The following is a 6,800-nucleotide window of genomic DNA, read 5'->3' on the forward strand; positions in this document are numbered from 1 at the left end:
GGGCCGCGCCCACCGACACCCGGCCAACCTGCGGCGCTGGCCGCTGACGGCCGCCGAAGCGGCGTTGCGCGCGGCGCGCGCCTCCTCGGTCCTCGATGGCGGTCCGGTGCGGCTCGACGATTTGGCGGACGCCGCGCAGGTGAGTGAGCCGGTGTTCGGCGGGGCGCTGCGGGTGGCCCAGGCGCTGGAGGGTGGGGGAGGGCCCCTGGTCGGGATATGGCAACGGGCGCCGCTGCAGGCGCTGGCCCGCCTCCACGTGCTCGCGGCGGCCGACCAGGTCGACAACGATCGGCTGGGGCGCCCGCGGGCCGATGCCGAAATTGGGCCGCGCCTGGAGTTGCTGGGGGAGCTGGTGACCGGCCGCACGTCTGCGCCGGCGCCGGTGGTGGCCGCGGTCGCGCACGGGGAGCTGCTGACGCTCAAGCCGTTTGGCAGCGCGGACGGCGTGGTGGCCCGAGCGGTGTCGCGGCTGGTGACGATCGCCAGCGGACTGGACCCGCACGGGTTGGGGGTGCCCGAGGTGAGTTGGATGCGGCAGCCGGCGGATTATCGCGACGCCGCACGGGGATTCGCCGACGGCACACCGGACGGTGTCGGCGCCTGGCTGGTGCTGTGTTGCCGGGCGCTGCAGGCCGGTGCGCAGGAGGCTTTGGCGATCGCCGAATCGCTACCGAATCGGTAGCCGACGGGCACCGAACCGGCGCCAAAAAATATGTTTCACAAATGTAAAGCGGGCGACGTCCCGAAATATTCGGTCCGCCGCCCGCTAGCACGGAACTCGGTTACCAAGCGTGCATTTCTGGGCTGCGTGGGTTGGCCTCGGCGATCTTGCGACGCTTCCGGCTGCGACCCCACCCAAAGGGCTGTCGACGCCATCCACTTTTCGCAATTACGCAGGCCCGCAACACTTCTGCCATTATCGCGGCTATGACTCCGCGTGGGTGCCGGGTTCCGTGCTGGGCGCCCGGTTCGGGAGAACGATCCTTCTCTTCCGGATCGACCTAGGCCTCACCGGGCTTCCGTGGTTCCTTTGTACTACTAGACCCCTAGCACAGCAAGGCCTAAATACGAAGCAAAAATCTCTCGCGCGAATTGCATGTTTGCTGCGCCGCTAAAAGGCAAAGCGGCGCAGCAACGAGTAGGTCACCGCGCCGGCGGCGAGCGCGGTGACGCCCACCGCGGCGGTGGTCGCGATCGCGGCGCCCGACGGTGCCGAGATTCGGTCGCGCAGCGACACCGGGCGGGAGAACATCAAGACGGGCCAACCGCGCTCGGTGGCTTCTTTGCGCAAGCCGCGGTCGGGATTGACCACGCTGGGGTGGCCGACGGCCTCGAGCATCGGCAGGTCGGTGATCGAGTCGGAGTAGGCGTAGCAGTGCTCGAGCGGATAACCCTCGCGCGCGGCCAGTTCGCGGATCGCTTGCACCTTGCCTTCGCCGTAGCAGTAGAACGCGATCTCGCCGGTGTACTTGCCGTCGTCGACCACCATCCGGGTCGCCATCGCGTGTGTGGCACCGAGCGCCCGGGCGATGGGGGCCACGATCTCTTCTCCGGACGCCGAGACGACGACGACGTCGCGGCCGCACAGCTTGTGAGCGGCGATGAGGTCCGCGGCTTCGGCGAACACCAGCGGGGTCATGATGTCGTGCAGCGTTTCGTTGACGATCGACTTGACCTGTTCCACGTCCCAACCGGTGCACATGTTGGTCATGTGGATGCGCATCCGGTCCATCTGGTCATGATCGGCGCCGGAGAGCAGAAAGATGAACTGGGCGTAGCTGGACTTGAGCACGGCGCGTCGGTTGAGCAGTCCTTGGCTGAAGAAGGGTTTGCTGAAAGCCAGCGTGCTGGACTTGGCGATGATGGTCTTGTCTAGGTCGAAGAAGGCGGCAGTACGGGCGCGGGGAGCCGCGGTTGCAGGTGTTTCCGATGAGGTTTGCTGCCGCGCGGCCGAGTCGGAGACGGTCACTGAACCAGCATAGGTCGCTAGTCCGACGCCGCCGCGAGGTTGGGCCCAAAACGGCCGCTCATGACGCTCTGAAGAACATACCGTCGGTATTTTTGCGGCTCAACGCACTTTTCGATGGAACAGCTACTTGCGTTAGTGCGGACTGTCATGTGTATAGTAAGAATTACTCGGCCTGAGCCGAGGGTGCATCAGCCCGACCCCCCGGGGCTGATACACGACGACCCTCGCCTCCTCCCCCCCTGGCGGGGGTCGTCCCTTTTCTGGGGTAAGTTTTTTCCGCGGTTAGGCGTCGAGCCACCGGCTGGTGCGCGTTGCGGAGACGGTGTCCTCCCCGTCGGGGGTGAGCTCCCGGCCCCGCGTTTGTACACACTCGCGTCTCTATTCACAAATCCGGCTTTGGGACTGGTGTGCCAAGGTCACGGCCCCGCAGGGTGAGTGGGTGACTAGCACCATCCGCCCGAAAGCGGCGGGTACTTCGGGCGTGCTGGCGGTGTTGACGGATCCGGAGTTGCGCGACGAACTGGATCGGGTGGCCGCCGCGGTCGGCGTTCGGGTGGTCCACGCGGGCGGGTCCGCGGTGAGCCGGAAGACATGGTCGGCGGCCGCGGCGGTGGTGCTGGACGAGGCGGCGGCGGATCGGTGCGGGCGGGCGGCGCTGCCGAGACGCGCCCACGTCAGCGTCGTGACGGTCGCCGAACCCGCGACGGCGACCTGGGCGGCGGCGGTCGCGGTCGGCGCCCAACATGTGCTGAAGCTGCCCGACAGAGAGCGCGAATTGATTCGTGAGCTCGCCGAGGCCGGCGAAGCCGCGCGCGATGACGGCCCGCGCGGTGAGGTCGTCGCCGTCATCGGGGGCTGCGGCGGGGCCGGCGCGTCGTTGTTTGCGGTCGCCGTTTCGCAAGCCGCCGGCGAAGCGCTCCTGGTGGACCTCGACCCGTGGGGCGGCGGCATCGATCTGCTCGTGGGCGGCGAGGGCACACCGGGCGTGCGCTGGCCGGATTTGGCGTTGCAGGGCGGACGGCTCAACTGGTCGGCCGTGCGCGAGGCGCTGCCGCGGCTCGGCGGAATCAGCCTGCTGTCCGGCACTCGCCGCGGGTACGAGCTGGGCGGTGCGCCGGTGGACGCCGTCATCGATGCCGGGCGCCGCGGTGGGGTCACCGTGGTCTGCGATCTTCCCCGTCGTCTCACCGATGCAGCGCAAGCCGCGCTGGATGCCGCCGATCTCGTCGTCGTGGTCACCCGCTGCGACGTGCGGGCGTGCGCGGCGACCGCGGCCATCGCCCCGGTGCTCGCCGCGACCAATCCCAATCTCGGGCTGGTCGTGCGGGGCCCGTCGCCCGGCGGATTGCGGGCGGCCGAGGTCGCCGACATCACCGGCCTGCCGCTGCTCGCGTCGATCAGAGCGGAGCCGCAACTGGTCCGGCAGCTGGAGCGCGGTGGCCTGCGGTTGGGACGGCGTGGTCCGCTCACCGAGGCGGCTCGCCGGGTGCTCGCCGTCCTGCCCGCGGGATCGGGGCGCAAGGGCAGCGCGGCATGAGCGGCTCACTGATTGAACGGGTCCGCGAGCGGCTGGCATCCGAATCCGTCCCGCTGCGACCCAGCGTGGTGGCCGCCGCGATCCGGGCCGAGTCCGGCGGGATGCTCGGGGATACCGAGGTCCTCGCCAATCTCCGGGTGTTGGAAACCGAGCTGACCGGTGCCGGCATCCTCGAACCGCTGTTGTGCGCGGACGGCACCACCGACGTCCTGGTCACCGCGCCCGACGCGGTCTGGGTCGACGACGGAAACGGTCTGCGGCGCAGCAGCATTCGTTTCGCCGACGAGGCGGCGGTTCGGCGGCTGGCGCAGCGGCTGGCATTGGCCACCGGTAGGCGTCTCGACGACGCGCAGCCCTGGGTGGACGGCCAGCTGACCGGCATCGGTGCCGGAGGGTTCGCGGTGCGGTTGCATGCGGTGCTGCCGCCCATCGCGGCCGGCGGCACCTGCTTGTCGTTGCGCGTGTTGCGGCCGGCCACTCAGGATTTGGCGGCCCTGACCGCGGCCGGCGCGATCGATCCCCATGCCGGCGCGCTGATTGCCGATGTCATCGCGGCCCGGTTGGCGTTCCTCGTGTGCGGGGGCACCGGTGCGGGCAAGACGACGTTGCTCGCCGCGATGCTGGGCGCCGTGCCGCCCACGGAGAGGATCGTGTGCGTCGAGGATGCCGCCGAGCTGGCGCCGCGGCATCCGCATCTGGTCAAGCTGGTGGCGCGGTGCCCCAACGTCGAAGGCGTCGGCGAGGTCCCGGTGCGTGAACTCGTCCGGCAGGCGTTGCGGATGCGGCCCGACCGCATCGTGGTCGGCGAGGTCAGGGGCGCCGAAGTGGTCGATTTGCTGGCGGCGCTGAACACCGGCCACGACGGCGGCGCGGGCACGGTGCACGCCAACAATCCGGGCGAGGTTCCCGCCCGCCTCGAAGCGTTGGGCGCCCTGGGCGGCCTCGGCCGGGCGGCACTGCACAGCCAGCTCGCCGCGGCGGTGCAGGTTCTGCTGCACGTGGCGCGCGACCGGACCGGTCGGCGCCGGCTGGGCGAGATAGCCGTGCTGCGCCAGGTTGATGGGCGGGTGCGGGCGGTCACCGCGTGGCATGTCGACCGCGGCACGACCGACGACGCGGGGGATCTGCATCGCCTGCTGCGAAGCCGGATGTCGGCATGAACGGCCTCACCGTTGCCGCCCTGCTGTTATCGGTTGCGCTGCTGGTGCTTCCGTCGTCGCCGCGGCGCCGGTTGCCGACGCCGGCGCGTGTTCGGCGGCCCGTGGCCGGCCGGGGTGGGGCGGCTTGCGTTGCCGCGTGCGGCCTCGTGGCCGCCGCCGTCCTGCTGCCCCTGACGGCGGTCCTCGCCGCTGGGATAGTGGGCGCGACGGCAAGCCTGCGTTACCGTCGGCGCCGCCGTATCCGGCGGGCCTCGCACGAGGGCCGAACGCTGGAAACCGCCCTCGACGTGCTGGTCGGTGAGCTGCGTGTGGGCTCGCACCCGGTGCGCGCGTTCCGCATCGCCGCCGCCGAAACCGTAGGGGCGGTTGCCGTGTCGTTGCGGGCGGTTTCGGCGCGGGCCAGATTGGGCGCCGACGTCACGGCCGGCCTGCGGGCCGCCGCAGGATCGTCGGCGCAGCCCGCGCAGTGGGATCGGCTCGCGGTGTGCTGGCGGCTGGCCAATGACCAGGGGCTGGCGATAGCCACCCTGATGCGCGCCGCGCAACGCGATATCGCCGAACGGCAACGCTTTTCGGCGCGCGTATCCTCCAGCATGGCCGGGGCTCGCGCCACCGCGACGATACTGGCGGGCCTGCCGGTGCTCGGCGTGCTGTTGGGTCAACTGATCGGGGCGCGACCGCTGAGCTTTCTGTTGAGTGGGCACGCCGGTGGATGGCTGCTAGTCGTGGGATCCCTGTTGGCCTGCGGCGGGCTGCTGTGGTGCGACCGCATCACCGATCGGATCGAGGCGTGAGCCGCGCCGGCGCGATGATGCGGTGGGGGCACCGCCCGCTTGCGGGGGACGAAGCGATGAGGAGAAGCGGCGCATGACGACGGCGGCGGTGCTGCTGGCCGTGGCGCTCTGGATCGGCCCCGGCCCATCGGCGGTGCGGGCGCGTGCGGGTATCCCGTCAGGGGCTGATCGGCGCGGGAAGGTGCTGGCGGGGCAGCGCCGTGGGCCGGACCCGCTGGAGGTCGCCTCCAGCCTCGACGTGCTGGCCGTGTGCCTGGAAGCGGGCATGGCGGTGTCGACGGCCGCGGCCGCGACCGCCCCGTCCGCACCACCGAAGCTGGCCCGGGTGTTGCGCCGCGCCGCGGATCTGCTGGCGCTGGGCGCGGATCCCGCAGTGGCGTGGTCGATTTCGCCGGATCCGCCGGCCGGCTCGGCCGACGCGCAAATCGATGCGCTGCTGCGGTTGGCGCGGCGCTCGGCTTCCTCGGGCGCGGCGCTGGCCCGCGGCGTCGCCGAATTGGCCGACCAATCCCGCCACGAAGCCGCGCACGCGGCCGCCGCGGCGGCCGAGCGGGCCGGGGTCCTGATCGCCGGACCGCTCGGTCTCTGTTTTTTGCCTGCGTTTGTGTGCCTGGGCATCGTCCCGGTGGTGGCGGGGCTGGCCGGTGACGTCTTGCAGTCAGGCCTGCTGTGAAAGGAAAGGAAGGCTTCAATGGTCAAGATGATCAACATGTTTCGCGCATTCCTGGCGCGCGTAGCCGTGCTGGCGACCGACGAGTCGGGCATGTCCACGGTCGAATACGCCATCGGCACGATAGCGGCGGCCGCGTTCGGCGCGATCCTCTACACCGTCGTCACCGGCGATTCCATCGTCTCGGCGCTGACCAACATCATCGGTCGCGCGCTCAACACCAAGGTCTAGCGGGTTGTGCGGGCGCGAGCACCGTTGAGGCGGCGCTGGCGATCACCACGCTGGTCGTGGTGCTGGTGCTGTGCCTGGCCGGTGTCACCGCGGTGTCGATGCAGGTGCGCTGCGTCGACGCCGCCCGCGAGGCGGCCCGGCTGGCGGCGCGTGGCGACGATCGTTCGGCGCTCGACGCGGCGCGCCGCATCGCGCCCGCCGGGTCGCGGGTCCAGGTGCGCCGCGACGGTGATTTCCTCGTTGCCACCGTGGTTGCGCACTCAAAACTGTTGCCTTCGCTGGACATTGCGGCCAAGGCGGTCGCGGCGGCCGAGCCCCAGGGATGATCGTGGCTCGGCGACGGTACTTGCTGCCGCGATGGTCGTGGTGCTGCTGTGGGCCACCGGGGCGGGCGCGTATCTCGGCTCGGCGGTGGTGGCACGTCATCGTGCGCAGGCCG

8 protein-coding genes and 1 pseudogene are annotated in these 6,800 nt (G+C 70.7%); 8 read left to right on the forward strand and 1 reads right to left on the reverse strand.

What is annotated here, in order from left to right:
* Nucleotides 1-682: oxidoreductase (locus JWP83_RS16685; RefSeq protein WP_297731977.1), on the forward strand; the 682-nt coding region annotated here is incomplete at its 5' end.
* Nucleotides 683-1,111: 429 nt separating this feature from the next.
* Here JWP83_RS16685 and JWP83_RS16690 read toward each other — a convergent pair.
* Nucleotides 1,112-1,969, reverse strand: a complete 858-nt coding sequence (locus tag JWP83_RS16690; protein WP_297731980.1) for an HAD-IB family hydrolase — start codon at nt 1,967-1,969, stop codon at nt 1,112-1,114.
* 490 nt (nt 1,970-2,459) lie between these two features.
* On the opposite strand from JWP83_RS16690, the gene ssd reads away from it, so the two are divergent.
* The 7 genes and pseudogenes from ssd to JWP83_RS31275 all read left to right on the forward strand — a co-directional run.
* Entirely contained in the window at nt 2,460-3,506 is a 1,047-nt protein-coding gene (gene ssd, locus JWP83_RS16695; RefSeq protein ID WP_297731995.1) for a septum site-determining protein Ssd, read from the forward strand.
* On the forward strand, nt 3,503-4,666 hold the full coding sequence (locus JWP83_RS16700) for a TadA family conjugal transfer-associated ATPase (RefSeq protein ID WP_297731982.1): 1,164 nt from the start codon (nt 3,503-3,505) through the stop codon (nt 4,664-4,666). The genes ssd and JWP83_RS16700 overlap by 4 nt, the downstream gene beginning before the upstream one ends.
* Complete coding sequence (locus tag JWP83_RS16705; RefSeq protein ID WP_297731985.1) at nt 4,663-5,460, forward strand: type II secretion system F family protein; 798 nt, start codon at nt 4,663-4,665, stop codon at nt 5,458-5,460. Before JWP83_RS16700 ends, JWP83_RS16705 begins: the two co-directional genes overlap by 4 nt.
* 73 nt (nt 5,461-5,533) lie before the next feature.
* Nucleotides 5,534-6,133: a type II secretion system F family protein gene (locus JWP83_RS16710; RefSeq protein ID WP_297731989.1), complete on the forward strand. Its 600-nt coding sequence runs from the start codon at nt 5,534-5,536 to the stop codon at nt 6,131-6,133.
* 18 nt (nt 6,134-6,151) lie between these two features.
* The gene (locus JWP83_RS16715) at nt 6,152-6,361 is read left to right on the forward strand and encodes a DUF4244 domain-containing protein (RefSeq protein WP_297731993.1); all 210 of its coding nucleotides are present in this window, start codon (nt 6,152-6,154) and stop codon (nt 6,359-6,361) included.
* 35 nt (nt 6,362-6,396) lie between these two features.
* Nucleotides 6,397-6,687, forward strand: a complete 291-nt coding sequence (locus tag JWP83_RS16720; RefSeq protein WP_297731998.1) for a TadE family type IV pilus minor pilin — start codon at nt 6,397-6,399, stop codon at nt 6,685-6,687.
* A gap of 31 nt (nt 6,688-6,718) precedes the next feature.
* Nucleotides 6,719-6,800 (forward strand): annotated as a pseudogene (locus JWP83_RS31275) (helicase); the annotation flags it as partial.

The sequence above is a fragment of the Mycobacterium sp. genome, assembly GCF_025965855.1.
In the GTDB taxonomy this organism is placed as follows: Bacteria; Actinomycetota; Actinomycetes; order Mycobacteriales; family Mycobacteriaceae; genus Mycobacterium.